Source organism: Streptomyces sp. NPDC058985, assembly GCF_042740985.1.
Classification (GTDB): Bacteria; Actinomycetota; Actinomycetes; order Streptomycetales; family Streptomycetaceae; genus Streptomyces.
This window is the reverse complement of record NZ_JBHYJX010000019.1, coordinates 90,240-107,108: the sequence shown is the minus strand read 5'-3', so window position 1 is coordinate 107,108 and position 16,869 is coordinate 90,240. Positions and strand designations below refer to the sequence as shown.

20 protein-coding genes are annotated in these 16,869 nt (G+C 73.1%); 15 read left to right on the top strand and 5 right to left on the bottom strand.

The features are described from left to right. Window positions 1-9: 9 nt before the first annotated feature. The 13 genes from ACFW01_RS18975 (at window position 10) to ACFW01_RS18915 (ending at window position 10,095) form a co-directional block, all read left to right on the top strand. Window positions 10-1,884, top strand: a complete 1,875-nt coding sequence (locus tag ACFW01_RS18975; protein ID WP_234956752.1) for an FAD-dependent oxidoreductase — start codon at window positions 10-12, stop codon at window positions 1,882-1,884. Further along, window positions 1,881-3,728: a transketolase gene (locus tag ACFW01_RS18970; RefSeq protein ID WP_384504782.1), complete on the top strand. Its 1,848-nt coding sequence runs from the start codon at window positions 1,881-1,883 to the stop codon at window positions 3,726-3,728. The genes ACFW01_RS18975 and ACFW01_RS18970 overlap by 4 nt, the downstream gene beginning before the upstream one ends. Then, entirely contained in the window at window positions 3,725-4,657 is a 933-nt protein-coding gene (gene ligD, locus ACFW01_RS18965) for a non-homologous end-joining DNA ligase (protein ID WP_384504779.1), read from the top strand. Before ACFW01_RS18970 ends, ligD begins: the two co-directional genes overlap by 4 nt. A gap of 105 nt (window positions 4,658-4,762) precedes the next feature. After that, entirely contained in the window at window positions 4,763-5,143 is a 381-nt protein-coding gene (locus tag ACFW01_RS18960; protein WP_234956755.1) for a gas vesicle protein, read from the top strand. 57 nt (window positions 5,144-5,200) lie between these two features. Then, complete coding sequence (locus ACFW01_RS18955; protein WP_234956756.1) at window positions 5,201-5,644, top strand: gas vesicle structural protein GvpA; 444 nt, start codon at window positions 5,201-5,203, stop codon at window positions 5,642-5,644. After that, entirely contained in the window at window positions 5,641-6,414 is a 774-nt protein-coding gene (locus ACFW01_RS18950; protein ID WP_234956757.1) for a GvpL/GvpF family gas vesicle protein, read from the top strand. The genes ACFW01_RS18955 and ACFW01_RS18950 overlap by 4 nt, the downstream gene beginning before the upstream one ends. Window positions 6,415-6,418: 4 nt before the next feature. Continuing rightward, on the top strand, window positions 6,419-6,682 hold the full coding sequence (locus tag ACFW01_RS18945) for a gas vesicle protein GvpG (protein WP_234956758.1): 264 nt from the start codon (window positions 6,419-6,421) through the stop codon (window positions 6,680-6,682). Continuing rightward, window positions 6,679-7,356, top strand: a complete 678-nt coding sequence (locus ACFW01_RS18940) for a DNA primase (protein WP_384504774.1) — start codon at window positions 6,679-6,681, stop codon at window positions 7,354-7,356. Before ACFW01_RS18945 ends, ACFW01_RS18940 begins: the two co-directional genes overlap by 4 nt. Further along, window positions 7,353-8,507, top strand: a complete 1,155-nt coding sequence (locus ACFW01_RS18935) for an SRPBCC family protein (protein WP_384504771.1) — start codon at window positions 7,353-7,355, stop codon at window positions 8,505-8,507. The genes ACFW01_RS18940 and ACFW01_RS18935 overlap by 4 nt, the downstream gene beginning before the upstream one ends. Next, window positions 8,504-8,830, top strand: a complete 327-nt coding sequence (locus tag ACFW01_RS18930) for a gas vesicle protein (RefSeq protein WP_122618941.1) — start codon at window positions 8,504-8,506, stop codon at window positions 8,828-8,830. The genes ACFW01_RS18935 and ACFW01_RS18930 overlap by 4 nt, the downstream gene beginning before the upstream one ends. After that, entirely contained in the window at window positions 8,827-9,621 is a 795-nt protein-coding gene (locus tag ACFW01_RS18925; RefSeq protein WP_234956761.1) for a GvpL/GvpF family gas vesicle protein, read from the top strand. The genes ACFW01_RS18930 and ACFW01_RS18925 overlap by 4 nt, the downstream gene beginning before the upstream one ends. After that, window positions 9,618-9,800, top strand: coding sequence for a gas vesicle protein (locus ACFW01_RS18920; RefSeq protein ID WP_122618943.1), 183 nt, complete (start codon window positions 9,618-9,620; stop codon window positions 9,798-9,800). The genes ACFW01_RS18925 and ACFW01_RS18920 overlap by 4 nt, the downstream gene beginning before the upstream one ends. 1 nt (window position 9,801) lies before the next feature. Further along, window positions 9,802-10,095, top strand: coding sequence for a gas vesicle protein K (locus ACFW01_RS18915; RefSeq protein WP_125490683.1), 294 nt, complete (start codon window positions 9,802-9,804; stop codon window positions 10,093-10,095). 29 nt (window positions 10,096-10,124) lie between these two features. On the opposite strand, the gene ACFW01_RS18910 is transcribed toward ACFW01_RS18915, so the two are convergent. Both ACFW01_RS18910 and ACFW01_RS18905 read right to left on the bottom strand, forming a co-directional pair. Next, complete coding sequence (locus tag ACFW01_RS18910; RefSeq protein WP_384504766.1) at window positions 10,125-10,943, bottom strand: methyltransferase domain-containing protein; 819 nt, start codon at window positions 10,941-10,943, stop codon at window positions 10,125-10,127. Between the two features lie 88 nt (window positions 10,944-11,031). Further along, complete coding sequence (locus tag ACFW01_RS18905; RefSeq protein ID WP_234956764.1) at window positions 11,032-12,540, bottom strand: bifunctional phosphatase PAP2/diacylglycerol kinase family protein; 1,509 nt, start codon at window positions 12,538-12,540, stop codon at window positions 11,032-11,034. A gap of 123 nt (window positions 12,541-12,663) precedes the next feature. On the opposite strand from ACFW01_RS18905, the gene ACFW01_RS18900 reads away from it, so the two are divergent. Next, window positions 12,664-14,283 (top strand): ABC-F family ATP-binding cassette domain-containing protein, encoded by a 1,620-nt coding sequence (locus ACFW01_RS18900; RefSeq protein WP_384504762.1) that lies wholly within the window; start codon window positions 12,664-12,666, stop codon window positions 14,281-14,283. A 24-nt stretch (window positions 14,284-14,307) separates the two neighbouring features. Here the strand turns inward: ACFW01_RS18900 and ACFW01_RS18895 are convergent, their stop codons facing one another. Then, window positions 14,308-15,429, bottom strand: coding sequence for a Vms1/Ankzf1 family peptidyl-tRNA hydrolase (locus ACFW01_RS18895; RefSeq protein WP_384504759.1), 1,122 nt, complete (start codon window positions 15,427-15,429; stop codon window positions 14,308-14,310). Between the two features lie 60 nt (window positions 15,430-15,489). On the opposite strand from ACFW01_RS18895, the gene ACFW01_RS18890 reads away from it, so the two are divergent. Further along, the gene (locus ACFW01_RS18890) at window positions 15,490-15,765 is read left to right on the top strand and encodes a DUF6158 family protein (protein WP_234956767.1); all 276 of its coding nucleotides are present in this window, start codon (window positions 15,490-15,492) and stop codon (window positions 15,763-15,765) included. A gap of 63 nt (window positions 15,766-15,828) precedes the next feature. Here ACFW01_RS18890 and ACFW01_RS18885 read toward each other — a convergent pair whose 3' ends face one another. Together ACFW01_RS18885 and ACFW01_RS18880 are read right to left on the bottom strand one after the other, a co-directional pair. Then, the gene (locus tag ACFW01_RS18885; protein WP_234956768.1) at window positions 15,829-16,371 is read right to left on the bottom strand and encodes a type 1 glutamine amidotransferase domain-containing protein; all 543 of its coding nucleotides are present in this window, start codon (window positions 16,369-16,371) and stop codon (window positions 15,829-15,831) included. 42 nt (window positions 16,372-16,413) lie between these two features. Beyond that, a complete protein-coding gene (locus tag ACFW01_RS18880) occupies window positions 16,414-16,812 on the bottom strand; it encodes a DUF2795 domain-containing protein (RefSeq protein ID WP_234956769.1) in 399 nt (132 codons plus the stop codon). Window positions 16,813-16,869 lie beyond the last annotated feature (57 nt).

Genomic DNA, 16,869 nt, shown 5'->3' with positions numbered 1-16,869 from the left:
AGGCGAACCGTGAGCCGACCCCGCATCGTGATCGTCGGTGCCGGTTTCGCCGGGTACCGGACGGCCCGCACCCTGTCCCGGCTCACCCGGCACCAGGCCGACATCACCCTGCTCAACCCGACCGACTATTTTCTCTACCTGCCGCTGCTGCCGCAGGTCGCCGCCGGAATCCTGGAGCCGCGCCGCGTCACCGTGTCCCTCTCGGGCTCGCTGCCGCGCGTCCGCCTGGTGCTGGGCGAGGCCGACGGCATCGACCTCGACGCGCACACCGTCCACTACACCGGGCCCGAGGGCGGTGAGGGCACCCTGCCCTTCGACCGGCTGGTGCTCGCCGCGGGCAGCGTCAACAAGCTGCTGCCCGTCCCGGGCGTCGCCGAGCACGCGCACGGCTTCCGGGGGCTGCCGGAGGCGCTGTACCTGCGCGACCACGTGACGCGCCAGGTGGAGCTGGCCGCCGCGGCCGACGACCGTGAGGAGTGCGCCGCGCGGTGCACCTTCGTCGTGGTCGGTGCCGGATACACCGGCACGGAGGTCGCCGCGCACGGCGCGATGTACACCGACGCACAGGTCCGCAAGCACCCCATGCGCACGGGTATGCGGCCCCGCTGGATGCTGCTGGACGTGGCGCCCAGGGTGCTGCCCGAGATGGACGAACGGCTCTCCCGCACCGCCGACCGGGTACTGCGGCAGCGTGGCGTCGACGTGCGGATGGGAACCTCGGTGAAGGAGGCCACGCACGACGGCGTGGTGCTGACCGACGGTACGAGCGTCGACACGCGCACGCTCGTGTGGTGCGTCGGCGTGCGGCCGGACCCGCTGGTCGAGTCCCTGGGGCTGCCCGTGGAACGCGGCCGGCTGCTCGTCGACCCGCACCTCCAGGTGCCGGGCCGCCCCGAGTTGTTCGCCTGCGGGGACGTGGCCGCGGTGCCCGACCTGACGCAGCCCGGCCAGTTCACTCCGATGACCGCGCAGCACGCCTGGCGGCACGGCAAGGTCTGCGCGCAGAACGTCGCCGCGTCGCTCGGCATCGGCGAGCGTCGGCCCTACCACCACCGCGACCTGGGCTTCGTCGTGGACCTCGGCGGGGCCAAGGCCGCCGCCAACCCCCTCGGCCTGCCGATGTCCGGCCCCGCGGCGGGCGCGGTCACCCGCGGCTACCACCTCGCGGCGATGCCGGGCAACCGCGTCCGGGTGGCCGCGGACTGGCTGCTGGACGCGGTACTGCCCCGGCAGGCGGTGCAGCTGGGCCTCGTCCGCTCCTGGTCGGTGCCGCTGGAGTCGTCGTCACCGGAGGTGGCCCGGGTGGCCGGGCGCCCGGAACGGGCCGCGAAGCGGACGGCGACGACCGGGACGACCGGGACAACAGGGAAGGACTCCGGCGCCGAGCCCGCGAAGAGCCGGCCGGGCGGTGAGCCCGGGCAGAGTCGGCCCAGTGGTGAACCCGCCAAGAATCAGCCCGGTGGTGAGCGAGCCGAGAGTCGGCCCGGTGGTGAGCCCGCGAAGAGTCAGCCCGGCGGTGAAGCCGCGAAGAATCAGCCCGGCGGTGAGCGCGCCAAGAACCAGCCCGGCGCCGAGCCCGCGAAGAACCAGCCCGGCGGTGAGCCCGCCAAGAACCAGCCGCACCCGTCCCGTGCCGCCGGTAAGCCGCGTCGGGCCGGGGAAGGCGGCGGTACGGGCCCCGCCCGGGGTTCCGGCAAGGCGCGCAAGACGTCCCGCGCGTCCGGTGGAGGCCGGGCCGCCGCCCCGTCCGGACCGACCCGGGCCGCGGGCCCGCCCGCCGACCCCGGCCCCGAACCCCCTGCGAACCAGCCGCCCCCCGGCCCCGACATCGCCCCCGGCCCGGTCAAACGCACCGACGGCCGCCGCGCGGAAGGAGACTCATGAACACCGGTGAACTCGTCGACCTCGGACAGCAACTGCGCGTCGACAGCGTACGGGCGGCGAACGCCGCCGGCTCCGGGCACCCGACGTCGTCGATGTCCGCCGCCGACCTGATGGCCGTACTGCTGGCCAACCACCTCCGCTACGACTTCGCGCGCCCCGCCCACCCCGGCAACGACCGCTTCGTGCTCTCCAAGGGACACGCCTCGCCCCTGCTGTACGCCGCCTACAAGGCGGCCGGCGCCATCGACGACGAGGAACTGCTCACCTTCCGCAAGGTGGGAAGCCGCCTGGAGGGCCACCCCACGCCGCAGCGGCTGCCGTGGGTCGAGACGGCCACCGGTTCGCTCGGGCAGGGCCTGCCCGTCGGCGTCGGCATCGCCCTGGCCGGCAAGCGCCTCGACCACAACGACTACCGCGTGTGGGTGCTGTGCGGCGACAGCGAGATGGCCGAGGGATCGGTGTGGGAGGCCGCCGAGCACGCCGGGCACGAACACCTCGACAACCTCACCGTGATCGTCGACGTCAACCGGCTCGGCCAGCGCGGCCCCACCCGGCACGGCCACGACCTCGACGCGTACGCGCGCCGCTTCCGCGCCTTCGACTGGCACACGATCGAGGTCGACGGCCACGACGTCGACGCCGTGGACCGCGCCTACGGCGAGGCCCTGTCCACGAAGGGCCAGCCCACCGCCGTCATCGCCCGCACCCTCAAGGGCAAGGGCGTCAAGGCGGTCGAGGACCTCGAGGGCCACCACGGCAAGCCGCTGCCCGACGCCGAGGAGGCGGTCGCCGAACTCGGCGGCCCGCGGGACCTGCGGGTCAGGGTGCACGAGCCCGAGGACGCGCGGTCGCTGCACTCGGCCGGCACCGGGCAGACCGAGCTGCCCCGCTGGGACCTGGGCGAGGAGGTCGCCACCCGCAACGCCTTCGGTGAGGCGCTGGCCGCGCTCGGCACCGCCCGTGGCGACGTCGTCGCCCTCGACGGCGAGGTGGGCGACTCCACACGCGCCGAGTTCTTCGCCAAGGAACACCCCGAGCGCTACTTCGAGTGCTACATCGCCGAGCAGCAGATGGTCGCCGCGGCCGTGGGGATGGCGGCACGCGGCTGGGTGCCGTTCGCCACCACCTTCGCCGCGTTCCTGACCCGCGCCTTCGACTTCCTGCGCATGGCCTCCGTCAGCGGTGCCGGCATCAACCTCGTCGGCTCCCACGCGGGTGTCGCCATCGGCCAGGACGGGCCCAGCCAGATGGGTCTGGAGGACCTGGCGATGATGCGGGCCATCCACGGCTCGACCGTGCTGTACCCGTGCGACGCCAACCAGACCGCGCGCCTGGTGGCCGAGATGGCGGGTCTGGAGGGTGTCCGCTACCTGCGCACCTCGCGCGGCGAGAGCAAGGTCGTCTACGGCCCCGACGAGGAGTTCCCGGTCGGCGGCAGCAAGGTCCTGCGCTCATCCGCCGGCGACCGGCTCACCCTCGTGGCGGCCGGCGTCACCCTGCACGAGGCGCTGGCCGCGGCCGACGCCCTCGCCGGGGACGGCATCGCGGTCCGGGTGATCGACCTGTACTCCGTCAAGCCCGTCGACCGGGCCACCCTGCGCCGGGCCGCGGAGGAGACCGGCTGCCTGGTCACGGTCGAGGACCACCGCCGGGAGGGCGGCATCGGCGACGCGGTCCTGGACGCCTTCTGCGACGGCCGGCCCGTGCCGCGGCTGGTGCGGCTCGCCGTCGGGACGATGCCGGGCTCCGCGACCCCCGCCGAGGAACTGCACGCGGCGGGGATCGACGCCGAGTCCATCGCCGCGGCCGGACGGATGCTGGTGGAGCAGGCGATCGTGCCGTGACTGGGAGCGACGGCGCGCGGACCGTGCGGGCGGGCCGCCACACGGTGGAGGTGCACCGGCCGGACAAGGTGCTGTTCCCCGCGGGCGAGGACGGCGCGCCGGAGTACACCAAGGGTGATCTCGTCGACTACCACCGCGCCGTCGCCCCCTTCATGCTGCCGCACCTGCGGGGGCGCCCGCTCATGCTGGAGCGGCACCCCGACGGCGTCGACGGGCCGCGGTTCATGCAGAAGAACACCCCGGAGCACTACCCGGAGTGGGTCGGCCGCGTCGAGGTCGGCAAGGAGGGCGGCACCGTGTGCCACACGGTCTGCGACGACTCGGCCACCCTCGTCCACCTCGCCGACCAGGCCGCTCTCACCCTGCACCGCTGGCTCTCCCGGACCGGGCAGCTCGACCGGCCGGACCGGATGGTCTTCGACCTCGATCCGGCCGGCGACGACTTCGAGACGGTCCGGGAGGCCGCCAGGCTCGTCGGCGAGGTGCTCGAAGAGCTGAAGCTGCCCTCGGGTCTCTTGACCACCGGCTCGCGGGGACTGCACGTCGTGGTACCTCTGACGGCACGTCAGAACTACGACGAGGTGAGGGAGTTCGCGCGCGACGTGGCCGAGGTCCTGGCCGCGGCCCATCCCGGCCGGCTCACCACCGCCGCCCGCAAGAAGGACCGCGGGGACCGGCTCTACCTCGACATCCAGCGCAACGCCTACGCCCAGACCGCCGTGGCGCCCTTCACCGTCCGCGCCCGGCCCGGCGCACCCGTGGCCACACCCGTCTCCTGGGACGAACTGGACGACCCCGCCCTGCACGCCCGCCGCTGGACGATCGCGGACGCCGTCGAGCAGGCCCGCACGCGGCCCTGGGCCGGGATCATGAACCGCGCCCGGGCGCTGGGCCCCGCCCGGCGGCGGCTGAACGCGCTGCGCGGCTGACCCGCCGCCAGGGGAGACGGGCGCGCCACGTCGGCGCGTGGCACATGCACGCGCCCGTGGAGGTTTGGCGAACATCCTTGCGGCCACACGGAGGGGGAGGTGGCCATGACGAACACGAACAACACATCCGAATCACAAGACTCACAACAGAGTTCGCGTAGGACACGCAAGCCCCGGCAGTCGCAGGAGTCCCGGCAGTCACAGGAGTCACGCAAGCCCCGGCCGATGGAGGTGCTGCGCGAGGCGCGCGCGCAGCTCGCGGAACTCACCGGCATGAACGCCGAGTCGGTTTCCTCCTTCGAGCAGACGGAGGAGGGCTGGGCGCTGGAGGTCGAGGTGCTCGAACTCGAGCGGGTGCCCGACACGATGAGCCTGCTGGCGAGCTACCAGGTGGAGCTTGATTCCGAGGGGCAGCTCACGGGCTACCGCCGCGTGCGGCGTTACGAGCGCGGCCGGTCCGACGCGCGAGGTTCCTCAGGCCGCTAGGCCGGACCGGACCGAGTGGACACGCACACCCAGACCCGAGATGGAGGAATGGCTGGCATGACTGTTGTACCGGCACAGCAATCCGGTGGTGGAGGCGGCAGCAGTGGCCTCTACGACGTGCTCGAGCTCGTCCTGGACAGGGGGCTCGTCATCGACGCATTCGTGCGGGTCTCCCTGGTCGGCATCGAGATACTGAAGATCGACGTCCGTGTCGTCGTCGCGAGCGTGGACACGTATCTGCGCTTCGCCGAGGCGTGCAACCGGCTCGACCTGGAGGCCGGGCCGCGCAAGGACCCCGGCCTGCCCGACCTGGTCGGCGAGATGACCGAGTCCGGCGCCAAGGGCAAGTCCAAGGGCGCCCTGTCCGGCGCGGCGGAGACGATCTCCGACGCCTTCAAGCAGGCCCGTGACGAGGGCGGCTCCGAGCGCGAGCGCGAGACCACGTCGCGTCCGCGTGCCCGCAAGACCACCGCCTCGCGCCGGAAGGAGGAGCAGGAGTGAGTACGTACGTCTACGGCATCACCGCCGCCACGCATCCCGCGCTCCCCGAGGACACCGGCGGCGTCGGCGACCCGCCGCGCGGGATACGGATCCTGAAGCAGGGCGGGCTGGCGGCCGTCGTCAGCGACGCGCCCGAGGGTCTGCGGCCCAAGCGCAGGGAACTGCTCGCCCACCAGACCGTGCTGAGCGAGGTCGGCGCCGAAGGCTGCGTGCTGCCGATGCGCTTCGGCAGCGTCGCCCCGGACGACAGTGCGGTGACCGGAGTGCTCGCGGAGCGCGCGGAGCACTACGAGGAACGCCTCCGGGCGCTGGACGGCCGGGTCGAGTACAACATCAAGGCCACCCACGACGAGGAGGCCGTGCTGCACCACGTGATGGCCCAGCACCCGGAGATCCGGGCCCTCGCGGACGCCAACCGGCAGGCAGGTGGCGGGAGTTACGAGAACAAGATCCAACTCGGCGAGATGGTCGCGGCCGCCGTCAAGGGCAAGGAGGCCGAGGACGCCACCACGCTGGAGCGCGCCCTGGAGCCGGACGCCGACGCGGTGAGCGTGGGCCCCGAGTCCACCGGCTGGCTGGCCAACGTGTCGTTCCTGGTGAAGCGGGACTCCGCCGAGGAGTTCCTGGCCGCCGTGGAGCGCGCCCGCAGGGACATGCCGCACCTGGATGTGCGGGTCAACGGCCCGCTGCCGCCGTACAGCTTCGTGGAGCCCGGCCCGGCCGAGCCCGCGGGCACCGCGGCCGGCGGGATGGATGTCGGAACGGAGTGAGGACGTGGGACTGATCTCGGAGGTCCTGCTGCTGCCGTTCGCCCCGGTGCGCGGCAGCGCCTGGGCCATCAGACAGGTCATGAACGAGGCGGAGCGGATCTACTACGACCCCGCCACGATCCGGGCCGAACTAGGCCGCCTGGAAGAGCAGTTGGAGGCCGGCGAGATCACGGAGGAGGAGTTCGACCAACAGGAGGACGAGCTTCTGGACCGGTTGGAGATCGCTTCGCGCACGAGCGCGGGATTGGGCAACGGGACGGCACCATGAATCGAGTGGGACTGGGCCTCGCGGTAGGGGCCGGATATCTGCTGGGACGCACGAAGAAACTGAAACTGGCCGTCGCCGTGGGGACCATGGTGGCCGGCAAGAAGATGAACCTGACCCCGAAGGGCATCGCCGAGCTGGTCAGTACGCAGCTGCAGAACAACCCCCAGTTCAAGGAGATCGGGGACCAGCTGCGCACGGACCTGCGGGGCGTGGGCAAGGCGGCCTCGGGCGCCATGGTCGAGCGGCAGATGGACGCGCTGGCCAACCGCTTGCACGGGCGCACCGCCGAGGTCCGCGACCAGCTCTCCGGCGTGACGTCCCAGGTACCGGGCGTCGGCTCCCGCGACTCCGAGGTCTCGGAGGACTCGGAGGAGTACGCGGAGTCCGACGAGCGCGCCGCCGACGAGCACGACGAGCACGACGAGCACGACGAGCACGACGAGCAGGACGAGCGCGACGACCGGCGCGAGGCGGCGCCCGCCGCGCGCAAGACGGCCAGGAAGGCGCCCGCGAAGAAGACGCCGGCGAAGAAGGCCGCCGCCAAGGCACCCGCCAAGAAGACCGCGGCGAAGCGGGCCCAGCCCGCCAAGAAGGCGGCCGCCAAGAAGACGGCCGGTGCCCGGAGCGCCGCCCGCGGAGCCACCCGGCGGACGAAGGGCGGTGGTGAGCGATGACCGACACCCTGGGATCCGCGGCCTCCACGGCAGGCAAGGCCGCGAAGAAGAACCCCCTGGCCGACGTGGCGCAGAGCGAGGCGGCGGACCGCCTCAAGGCGGAGGTGCAGGACTACCTCGCCGCGCAGGTCACGCGGCTGCTGACGGACGTCGGCACCAGGCTCGGCCAGACCACGGGCAAGCTCAACGACATAGCCGAGGGCAACAGCCCCGGATTCGCCAAGCTCGCCCTCGACGGCGGACGCAAGCTCGCCGAGGGCAAGGGCCCGATGCGGGCCGCGTTCGAGGTCGGCGCCGGCAAGGTGAAGGACAACGTCGTCGGCGCCTTCAAGAACCTCACCGGCGGCAAGGGCCGGAAGAAGGGCGGCGGCGGTCAGAAGCCGACGGTCATCATCGAGTACGTCGACGTCGGCGTGCCGCTGCGCACGGCGTACGACCAGTGGACCCAGTACCAGGACTTCAGCACCTTCGCCAAGGGCGTCAAGAGCGCGAACCGCGCCGACGACACCTCGTCCGACTGGCAGCTGAAGGTCTTCTGGTCCAACCGCAGCTGGAAGGCGAAGACCACCGAGCAGGTGCCCGACGACCGGATCTCCTGGACGTCGGAGGGCGCCAAGGGCACCACCAAGGGTGTCGTCACCTTCCACGAGCTGGCCGGCAACCTGACCCGCGTGATCCTGGTCATCGAGTACTACCCCAAGGGCCTCTTCGAGAAGACCGGCAACATCTGGCGCGCCCAGGGCCGCCGGGCCCGCCTGGACCTGAAGAACTACGTCCGGCACATCACCCTCAAGGGCGAGGCCGACGACGGCTGGCGCGGCGAGATCCGCGACGGCGAGGTCGTCCGCAGCCACGAGGACGCCGTGGCGGAGGAGGAGCAGGAGCAGGAAGAGGGGCAGGAGCCCGAGGGCGAGGAGGAGTACGAGGGCGAGGAGGAAGCGCCCGAGGCCGAGGAGGAGGCCGAGGGGGAGTACGAGGAGGAGCCGGAGGGCGAGTACGAGGAAGAGCCCGAGGCGGAGTACGAGGAGGAGCCGGAGGGCGAGTACGAGGAGGAGCCCGAGGGCGAGTACGAGGAGGACAAGGAAGCCGGGGAGGACGAGACCGCGTCCCGTGAGGAGTACGAGGACGCCGGCGGCGGGAGCCGTCGATGACCACACCCAGCCGGCTGCCCGAGCCCTACGGCCAGGGACAGAGCGCCAACCTCGCCGACATCCTGGAACGGGTGCTCGACAAGGGCATCGTGATCGCGGGCGACATCAAGATCAACCTGCTCGACATCGAGCTGCTGACGATCAAGCTGCGCCTCGTGGTCGCCTCCGTCGACAAGGCCAAGGAGATGGGCATCGACTGGTGGGAGAGCGACCCCGCGCTCTCCTCGCGCGCCCGGCGCGACGAACTCACCCGGGAGAACGCCGCACTGCGCGAACGCCTGCGTGAGCTGGACCCGGGCCGCGTACCGAAGGAGGAGACGTGAACGGACTGCGGTACGTCTACGCCGTCTGCCGCCCCTTCGGCGCGGCCCTCCAGGCCCAGCTCACGGGGGTGGCGGGCGACCCGCCCCGGCTGCTGGCCCACGGCGGCCTGGTCGCCGTCGTCAGCCATGTGCCCGAGGCCGACTTCAGCGAGGAGTCCCTGCGCGCGCACCTGGAGGACCTCGACTGGCTGGCCGCCACGGCCCGCTCCCATCAGCAGGTGATCGACGCGCTCACCGCCGTCACCACACCGCTGCCGCTCCGGCTGGCCACCGTCTTCCGGGACGACAGCGGCGTACGGCTGATGATGGAGCAGCGCGAGGAGGCCTTCCGGAACACGCTCGCCCGGCTGGACGGACGGGTGGAATGGGGCGTGAAGGTGTACGTCGAGGCGGAGCCCGAGCAGGCGGCCGCGCCGGCGCGGCCCGCCCCCAAACCCGCCTCGGGCCGGGACTACCTGCGGCAGCGGCGTCAGCAGTCGCGGGCCAACGAGGATCTGTGGTCGAGGGCCGAGCGGTTCGCCACGGGACTCCACTCGACCCTGTCCTCCCTGGCCGACGACGCGCGGCTGCACGCGCCGCAGAACCCCCGTCTCTCCGGTGCCGCCGGACGGAACGTCCTCAACGCCGCCTACCTGGTGCGGCGGGACGCCTCCGAGGAGTTCGTGGAGAAGATCGACCGGACGAAGGACGACGCCCCGGGAATCCGTGTGGAACTCACCGGTCCCTGGGCCGCCTACTCCTTCGCCGGCGAAGGAGCCGCCAGTGAGGAACAGCCGGGGGAGGGCACGTGACCGTCGTGGAACGCCGGGAGATCGCTCTCGTGGACCTGCTCGACCGGCTGCTGGCCGGCGGTGTCGTCATCACCGGCGACGTCACGCTGCGCATCGCGGACGTCGACCTGGTCCGCATCGATCTGAACGCGCTGATCAGCTCGGTCAACAGCAATGTCCCATCGCCGTTCGGGGACTGACGTGACTGGACAACCCGAACCCCGCAAACGCCTCGACCTCGACCCCGACACGGTCGAACGCGACCTGGTGAAACTGGTGCTGACCGTCGTCGAGCTGCTGCGCCAGCTCATGGAGCGCCAGGCGCTGCGCCGGGTCGACGAGGGGGATCTCAGCGAGGAGCAGGAGGAGCGGATCGGACTCACCCTGATGCTCCTCGACGACCGCATGACCGAGCTGCGCGACCGCTACGGACTGCGGCCGGAGGATCTGAACCTGGACCTCGGGCCGCTGGGACCGCTGCTGCCCCGGGAGTGAGTCTCCCGGGGCCGCGGCCTCACCCGTCCTCACCGCTTGCGGCACAGGATCTCTCCGTGCAGCACGCTGAACCAGCTTTCCGGCCGCTCGCCCCAGTCCCGCCAGGCGGCCGAGACCGCGCGCAGCTCCTCGGCGGTCGCGTGGCCGCCCTCGGTCGCGCGGCCGGCGTACGCGGACGCAAGGGTCCGGTCCGCCCACAGGCCGCTCCACCACTCCCGCTCCTCGGCGGTGGCGAAGGTCCAGGTCGCGGAGGTCGCCGTGACGTCCGTGAACCCCGCCTCCAGTGCCCACGCCTTCAGCCGGCGCCCGGCGTCCGGTTCGCCGCCGTTGGCGCGGGCCACCCGCCGGTACAGGTTTAGCCAGTCGTCCATGCCCGGGGACGCGGGGTACCACGTCATGGCCCCGTAGTCCGAGTCGCGGACGGCGATGATCCCGCCGGGCCGCGCCACTCGCCGCATCTCGCGCAGCGCCCCCACCGGGTCGCCCACGTGCTGGAGCACCTGGTGGGCGTGGACCACGCAGAACGTGTCGTCCGGGTAGTCCAGCGCGTGCACGTCCCCCACCGCGAAGTCGGTGTTGCCGAGTCCGCGCTCCGCCGCCGTGGCGCGGGCCCGGTCGACGATCTCCGGTGCCCGGTCCACGCCGGTGACGTGCCCGTCCGGGACCAGCGTCGCGAGGTCCGCGGTGATGGTGCCGGGCCCGCAGCCGATGTCCAGGACCTTCATGTGGGGCCGCAGGGAGCCCAGCAGATAGGCGGCGGAGTTGGCGGCGGTGCGCCAGGTGTGCGAGCGGAGCACGGACTCGTGGTGCCCGTGCGTGTAGACGGCGGTCTCCCGCGGCTTCGGCATGGTGGATCCCCTCTCCGACGGTGCGGTCACGTTACGCCCGTCGGTCGAATGGTGAGACCCGCGTTTTGCATGCTGGACTGACGGCGTGTCAGGAAAGCAGCCCGCCCTCACCCGGCAGCGGCCGGTACACCGTGAGCGCCTCCGGCAGCTTCTCCAGCGTCAGGTCGCCCTCGGTCTCGGTCAGCTCGCCGTCGAACGCCATCAGCGTGCCCGGCGCCACACCCGACAGCCGCAGCCGGGGCACCTGCACCGCCGCGTGGGCCGGGGAGCGGGTCAGCGGACCCGCGAGCGCGGCGGACAGCAGCCGCAGGGCCGGCCGGCGGCCACCGTGCACCACCCGCACGTCCAGCTGCCCGTCCGCCAGGTCCAGCCGGCGGCCCGAGGCGAGGCCCCTGCGGTGGTACGTGCCGTTGCCGGCGAACAGCATCCACAGCGGGCGCCGGCGGCCGCGCACCTCCGCCTCCAGCGGGTGCCGGTCCGCGCGCAGCACCCGCACCGCCGCCAGCACCCCGGCCGGCCAGCCGCCGATCCTCGACGACCAGTGCTCCCGCTCCCGCACCAGCTCCGGGTAGACGCCGAGGCTGAAGGTGTTGAGGAAGACGCCCTGCCGCCCGCCGGAGGCGAACCGGCCCACGTCCACCCGCATCCCCTCGCCCCGCTCCAGCGCCCCGCACAGGTCCCGCACGTCCTCCACGCCCAGGTCGTAGGCGAAGTGGTTGAGCGTGCCGCCGGGCAGCACCGCCAGCGGCAGGCCGTGCCGCAGGGCGACCTCGGCCGCCGCGTTCACCGTGCCGTCGCCACCGCACACGCCGAGCACCCGGGCGTGGTCCGCCGCCTTCTCCAGCTCCGCCGGGATGTCCTCCGGCTCGCACTCCACCACCTCGGCGTCGGGCAGCGCGTCGCACAGCGCCCGCACCCGGTCCGAGGTGCCCGAGGCGACGTTGGCCACCATCACCAGCCCCTCGCCCCCGGGCAGCGCCGGCACCTCGGCGCGCGGCCGGGCCGGCGGGATGTGCTGGGCGCGCGTCGGCACCAGGCCCCGTACGGCGAACGCGGCACCCGCCCCGAGCGCGGCGCCCGCCACCACGTCGCTCGGGAAGTGGACGCCGGTGTAGACACGCGAGAGGACCACCGCGGCGGCCACCGGGGCCACCGCCGCGCCCCACGCCGGGGACTCCAGCGCCACCCCGGTCGCGAACGCGGCCGCCGACGCGGCGTGCCCCGACGGGAACGACGTCGTGATCGGCTGCCGCTTCAACTGCCGGACCAGCGGCACCGGGTCCAGCACCGGGCGGGACCGGCGCACCGAGCGCTTGCCGAGGGTGTTGATCGTCAGGGAGGCGAGGCTCAGCGAGGCCAGGCCACGGGCGGCGGCGCGGCGGGCCCGCGGGGTGCGGGACGCGGCCAGGGCGGCGGCCACCCCGAACCACAGCACTCCGTGGTTGGCGGAACGGCTCAGCCGGGGCAGCAGCGGGTCGGCGCCGGGCCAGGTACGGGCGGCGACGGCCTCGAACGCCCGCTGGTCCAGCCGCAGGAAGCCGTTGCGGAGGGGGTGCGGGCCGGGCGTCAGGGCGGTGAGATCTACGTCGGGGCTCATGCCACCCGCCTACCCGGTGCGCGGCGTTTCCTGCCGGTGGCGCCCGCCACGTCGCCCCGCGCGGCACCGGGCCTCCGTAATCGGTTTGCCCGGGGCGGGGGCCGCCCCGCAGAATCCGGTGCCATGGGTCATTTCGAAGCGGCGCACCTGGAGTACTACCTCCCCGACGGGAGGGCGCTGCTCGGCGACGCCTCCTTCCGGGTGGGGGAGGGGGCCGTGGTGGCCCTCGTCGGACCCAACGGGGCGGGCAAGACCACCCTGCTCCGGCTGCTGTCCGGGGAGCTGAAACCGCACGGCGGGAGCGTCACCGTCGGCGGCGGCCTCGGGGTGATGCGGCAGTTCGTGGGCTCCGTCCGGGACGAGACGACCGTACGGGACCTGCTCGTGTCCGTGTCCCCGCCCCGGATCCGCGAGGCCGCGCGCGCCGTGGACACCGCCGAGCACGCGCTGATGACCGTGGACGACGAGGCCGCGCAGATGCGCTACGCGCAGGCGCTCGCCGACTGGGCCGAGGCCCAGGGCTACGAGGCCGAGACCCTGTGGGACATCTGCACCACGGCCGCGCTGGGCGTGCCCTACGAGAAGGCGCAGTGGCGCCGGGTGAGCACCCTCTCCGGCGGTGAGCAGAAACGACTGGTGCTGGAGGCGCTGCTGCGCGGCACCGACGAGGTGCTGCTGCTCGACGAGCCCGACAACTACCTCGACGTGCCCGGAAAGCGCTGGCTGGAGGAGCGGCTCGCCGAGACCCGCAAGACCGTGCTCTTCGTCTCCCACGACCGGGAACTCCTCGCCCGCGCCGCCCAGAAGATCGTCTCCCTGGAGCCCGGACCCGCCGGCGCCGACGCCTGGGTGCACGGCGGCGGCTTCGCCACCTTCCACGAGGTACGCCGCGAGCGCTTCGCCCGCTTCGAGGAACTGCGCCGCCGCTGGGACGAGAAGCACGCGCAGCTCAAGAAGCTGGTCCTGAACCTGCGTCAGGCGGCCGCGGTCAGCCACGACATGGCGTCCCGCTACGCCGCCGCGCAGACCAGGCTGCGCAAGTTCGAGGAGGCCGGGCCGCCGCCCGAGCCGCCGCGCGAGCAGGACATCAGGATGCGTCTGAAGGGCGGCCGCACCGGCGTCCGCGCCGTCACGTGCGACCAACTGGAACTCACCGGCCTGATGAAACCCTTCGACCTGGAGGTCTTCTACGGCGAACGGGTCGCCGTCCTCGGCTCCAACGGCTCCGGCAAGTCGCACTTCCTGCGCCTGCTGGCCGGCGACGACGTGCACCACACCGGCGACTGGAAGCTCGGGGCGCGCGTGCTGCCCGGACACTTCGCGCAGACCCACGCCCACCCGGAACTCCTCGGCCGCACCCTCCTGGACATCCTGTGGTCCGAGCACGCCCAGGACCGGGGCGCCGCCATGTCGAGGCTGCGCCGCTACGAGCTGACCCAGCAGGCGGAGCAGACCTTCGACCGGCTCTCCGGCGGCCAGCAGGCCCGGTTCCAGATCCTCCTGCTGGAACTCCAGGGCGTCACCGCCCTGCTGCTCGACGAGCCGACCGACAACCTCGACCTGGAATCGGCCGAAGCCCTCCAGGAGGGCCTGGAGGGCTTCGAGGGCACGGTCCTCGCCGTCACCCACGACCGCTGGTTCGCCCGCTCCTTCGACCGCTACCTGGTCTTCGGCAGCGACGGACACGTCCGTGAGACGCCGGAGCCGGTCTGGGACGAGCGGCGGGTGGAGCGGGTCCGGTAGGCGACCGGGGCGGGGGCCTGCCGGTCACTTCCAGCGCAGCAGCGCCCCCAGGCCGCCCACCGGAGCCTTGTCCGCGGCCTTTGACGGCAGCGCCGGCGTCACCGAGACCGCCGGTGCGCCGGTCATCACCGCCGACCGCAGCAGCGCGTCGTCCGCCCGGGCCGACCAGGAGTTCTGCTCGCCCAGCGTCTTCAGCTCGGTACGGCGCACCGCGAGCTGGTCGGCGTCCTCGCCGATCCACACCTCGCGGTGGGTGTCGGGGGCGTCCGGGATGACCAGCAGCTCGTCGATGCGGTGCTCCCGGGCCGCCTCCACCAGCGCGGGCACGCCCTCGGCGGCGCCGGCCCGGCCCCCGTCGTCGGGTGCCCGGGCGGCCAGGAACCGGTCCAGCTCCTCCCGCGCGCGCGAGCGCACGTGGTCCTCGCGCAGCCCCTCCACCTCGTCGTCGAGGAGCCTGCTCCCGGCGCCGCGCGAGGCCTCGGCGATCCGCCCCTGGAGCCGTTTCGGCAACCGCTCGTGCACGGACCGCCGCTCCCGGTCGTCACCCACCAGGATGAGCAGGTCGGCGCCGGTCTCCTCCTGGCACACCGCGAGCGCGTCCGCGATCTCCGCCGCGTTGTGCTCCCAGGTGTTCTCCACCCGCAGCTGGAAGTGGCGCTCCGACCAGTCGGCGCTGCTCGTGCGGTGCAGCGGCCACTGCCGGCCGGTCACCCCGCCCGCGTCCGAGCTGCCCAGCGCGCCGCGCAGCTCGAAGTCGGCGCCCTTGCGGTCGATGTACGCCACCACGCACACCGGGTCCTCGCCGGCCAGGTCGAGCAGCGGGGCGACGTGCGGCAGCGGTGCCCAGTCGGCGGTGGTCCCGCCGTAGGGGGGCCGGGCCAGCCGGGGGTCGAGCACCACCCGTCCGGCGCACGCGAACAGCGCCCGGCCGTGCGGGTCGGAGGCGTGCCGCAGCTCGTCCACGGCCTCCCGCACCGCCTGGCAGGTGGCGTCGTCGGCGCCCTGCTCCGCCAGCTCCCGGGCCACCGCGGCCGCCGTCAGCTCACGCTCGTGCGCGGTGTCCTCCGTGTGCCGGGACAGATCGACGTACACGGAGGCCCAGGGCCCCTGGTGTTCGTAGAGGGGATGCAGAAACGCGAGGTCCATGGCGCTCTCCCGGGTGGCGCTGGGGGGTGGTACTGCTGCGGGGGCGGGTACCCGGACCGCATGAACGAACACGACATAGGGGACACCATGACCGGAGTGGACCCGGGCCGCCTGGACGACCAGCAGCTCATGAAGGAGCTGGAGACCATCCACCGGACCCGTCACGACACCCTGCTCTACGGGTCGAACGACGCGCTGCGGGCCCACAACGACCGCATGGCGCGGCTGGAGGGCGAGTGGCTGCGCCGCAACCCGCGGCGCCCGGTCGCCGCCGGCCGCACCCGCGAGGGCGCCCGCGAACGCGGCTGCGGCCAGGCCGCCACCCCGGGAGCCTAGGGTCTGATCCGGACGACAGACCCCGAGTCTCCGGGGCGGCGGCCCGGCCGCCGTCCGCGCCGGTCAGCCGCCCGCCTTGGCGAACTCGGCGAGGAAGGCCGCGCAGAACGCCTGGAGGTCGTCCGGTTTGCGGCTGGTGACGAGGATGCTGTCGCCGTGGTCGCAGACCTTCACCTGCTCGTCGACCCAGGTGGCGCCCGCGTTGGTCAGGTCGGTCCGGAGACTGGGCCACGAGGTCAGCACCCGGCCGCGTACCACGTCGGCCTCGATCAGGGTCCACGGCGCGTGGCAGATCGCGGCCACCGGCCTGCCCTGCTCGAAGAAGGCCCGGACGAACGCCACGGCCTTCTCGTCGGTCCGCAGGAAGTCGGGGTTGGCCACCCCGCCGGGCAGGACCAGCCCGCCGAACGAGTCGGCCGAGGTGTCACCCACCACCTCGTCCACCGGGAACGTGTCCGCCTTGTCCAGATGGTCGAAGCCCTGGACCTCGCCGGTCTGCGTGGACACCAGCACCGGCTCGTGGCCCGCGTCCTTCGCCGCCTGCCACGGCTCGGTCAGTTCGACCTGCTCCACGCCCTCGGGCGCGCTGAGAAATGCGATGCGCATGCGGTTCGGATTCCTTTCGGGATTCTTTCCTGACGACAGGAGCTAGGCGCCCCGCGCCCCCGAGGGGCCGGCTTCGGTGAGCGCCACCGCCAGTTCCTGGACGTTGTCGTAGCGCGCCTTGTCCGGGAGCCGGTCCAGCTCCTCCACGAGGGCGTCGGGCGCGTTGCCGTGGCGCAGGGTGCGGGTCAGTTCCCGCGGTCCCGCGGGGAAGCTGCCCCGGGTCAGGTTCCGGGCCAGTTCGAGCCGCAGGGCCTCCAGGTACGTCGGCCCGCGGCCCGGTGTCACCGGCCCGTGCGTGACGTCCGGATCGTCCTCCGCCACCGGCTCCGGGTCGTGCCACTCCTCGGTCCGGGTGGGGTGCCCGGACCTGAGCAGACCCTGCAGTTCGTGCTTCATCTCGTCGTCGCGGTGGGCGCTCATCCGGTCGCTGCCTCGCTGCATGTCTCCCTCCAGATCCTCAGGGTGCCGACCGCGTACCCGGACACCGGGGGCCGACAC

Excerpts from the sequence above, each read along its gene's own strand:
- ACFW01_RS18970 (WP_384504782.1), top strand. The coding sequence starts at position 1,881 with ATGAACACCGGTGAACTCGTCGACCTCGGACAGCAACTGCGCGTCGAC.
- ACFW01_RS18960 (WP_234956755.1), top strand. The coding sequence starts at position 4,763 with ATGACGAACACGAACAACACATCCGAATCACAAGACTCACAACAGAGT.
- ACFW01_RS18955 (WP_234956756.1), top strand. The coding sequence starts at position 5,201 with ATGACTGTTGTACCGGCACAGCAATCCGGTGGTGGAGGCGGCAGCAGT.
- ACFW01_RS18940 (WP_384504774.1), top strand. The coding sequence starts at position 6,679 with ATGAATCGAGTGGGACTGGGCCTCGCGGTAGGGGCCGGATATCTGCTG.
- ACFW01_RS18935 (WP_384504771.1), top strand. The coding sequence starts at position 7,353 with ATGACCGACACCCTGGGATCCGCGGCCTCCACGGCAGGCAAGGCCGCG.
- ACFW01_RS18930 (WP_122618941.1), top strand. The coding sequence starts at position 8,504 with ATGACCACACCCAGCCGGCTGCCCGAGCCCTACGGCCAGGGACAGAGC.
- ACFW01_RS18910 (WP_384504766.1), bottom strand. The coding sequence starts at position 10,943 with ATGCCGAAGCCGCGGGAGACCGCCGTCTACACGCACGGGCACCACGAG.
- ACFW01_RS18905 (WP_234956764.1), bottom strand. The coding sequence starts at position 12,540 with ATGAGCCCCGACGTAGATCTCACCGCCCTGACGCCCGGCCCGCACCCC.
- ACFW01_RS18900 (WP_384504762.1), top strand. The coding sequence starts at position 12,664 with ATGGGTCATTTCGAAGCGGCGCACCTGGAGTACTACCTCCCCGACGGG.
- ACFW01_RS18895 (WP_384504759.1), bottom strand. The coding sequence starts at position 15,429 with ATGGACCTCGCGTTTCTGCATCCCCTCTACGAACACCAGGGGCCCTGG.
- ACFW01_RS18890 (WP_234956767.1), top strand. The coding sequence starts at position 15,490 with ATGAACGAACACGACATAGGGGACACCATGACCGGAGTGGACCCGGGC.
- ACFW01_RS18885 (WP_234956768.1), bottom strand. The coding sequence starts at position 16,371 with ATGCGCATCGCATTTCTCAGCGCGCCCGAGGGCGTGGAGCAGGTCGAA.
- ACFW01_RS18880 (WP_234956769.1), bottom strand. The coding sequence starts at position 16,812 with ATGCAGCGAGGCAGCGACCGGATGAGCGCCCACCGCGACGACGAGATG.